This is a genomic window from Oleiphilus sp. HI0123, assembly GCF_001635315.1.
The window spans coordinates 1-1058 of the sequence record NZ_LWGE01001846.1 but is presented as its reverse complement, the minus strand read 5'-3'; the positions used below and the strand labels follow the sequence as shown (position 1 = coordinate 1058).

Below are 1058 nucleotides of genomic sequence, written 5' to 3'. Positions count from 1 at the left end.
CAGCCGCTATAGCAGTATTTGCCTGGAAACCGACGTTCCAAATACCAAAAAACATAGCAGGGAATGCGCACAACCAAACCGTAATCATAATACGCTTAAGGTCGAGACCATCTCTAACATGAGATGTGGTTTTGGTTACACTTGATGGCGAATAAAAAATGGTGTCAGCAGCTTCGTAAAGCGCATACCACTTCTCGTACTTGCCCCCTTTCTCGAAATGGGGCTCCATTTTATCTAAAACTGTTCTAAGTCCCATGATCAACCCTCAATTTCGATTCGAGTCAGATTCTCTCGTAGAATCGGACCGTACTCATACTTACCAGGACAAACATATGTGCAAAGCGCCAAATCTTCTTCATCTAGCTCTAAACAACCTAGAAGTTGTGCTTGCTCTGTATCACCTACAATCAGAGATCGTAGTAACTGAGTTGGCAAGATATCTAAAGGCATCACTTTTTCGTAAGCACCAACAGGAACCATTGCTCGATCACTACCATTTGTTGTGGTCGTAAAGTTGAACAATTTGGCAGGGTTAAGCTTAGAAAGGTAAATATTCATCACAGAGAACTTGTTGGCACCAGGAGATAACCAACCAATAAACTCACGCTCTTTTTGTTCATCAAGAACACTAACTTGCGAAGCATAGCGCCCTAAATAATCAACTGTAGCTCTTGCGGTCCGGCCACCAAAAACCGAACCTGAAATGGCTCTGGCAGAGGTTGAACTAAGTTCATTGCTCAGCAGCTCAGATATATTGGCACCAAATTGAGTTTTAACCAAGCGCGGTTTCTTAACAGAAGGGCCAGCAATAGAAACAATCCGCTCTACATACAGTTCGCCAGTCGTGAAAAGCTTAGCGATCGCGATGACGTCCTGATAAGAAATAGTCCATACACTCTTACTATCGCTTACAGGATCAAGGTAATGGATGTGTGTTCCGGCATTACCAGCAGGGTGCGGGCCAGAAAACTCTTGCTTTTCTACGCGCGCGATGGGTGGTAGTTCGATGTTAGAACCAGCTTTAGTACAAACAAAAACCTTACCTTCAGTAAGTTTTT

General features: G+C 43.6%; 2 protein-coding genes. Both read right to left on the bottom strand.

Translation table 11 applies throughout. The features are described 5' to 3' along the window. Nucleotides 1-256: RnfABCDGE type electron transport complex subunit D (locus A3761_RS24795; RefSeq protein ID WP_197473251.1), on the bottom strand; the 256-nt coding region annotated here is incomplete at its 3' end. 2 nt (nucleotides 257-258) lie between these two features. Next, the coding region (gene nqrA, locus A3761_RS24790) for an NADH:ubiquinone reductase (Na(+)-transporting) subunit A (RefSeq protein ID WP_068751109.1) at nucleotides 259-1058 on the bottom strand (800 nt) is incomplete at its 5' end.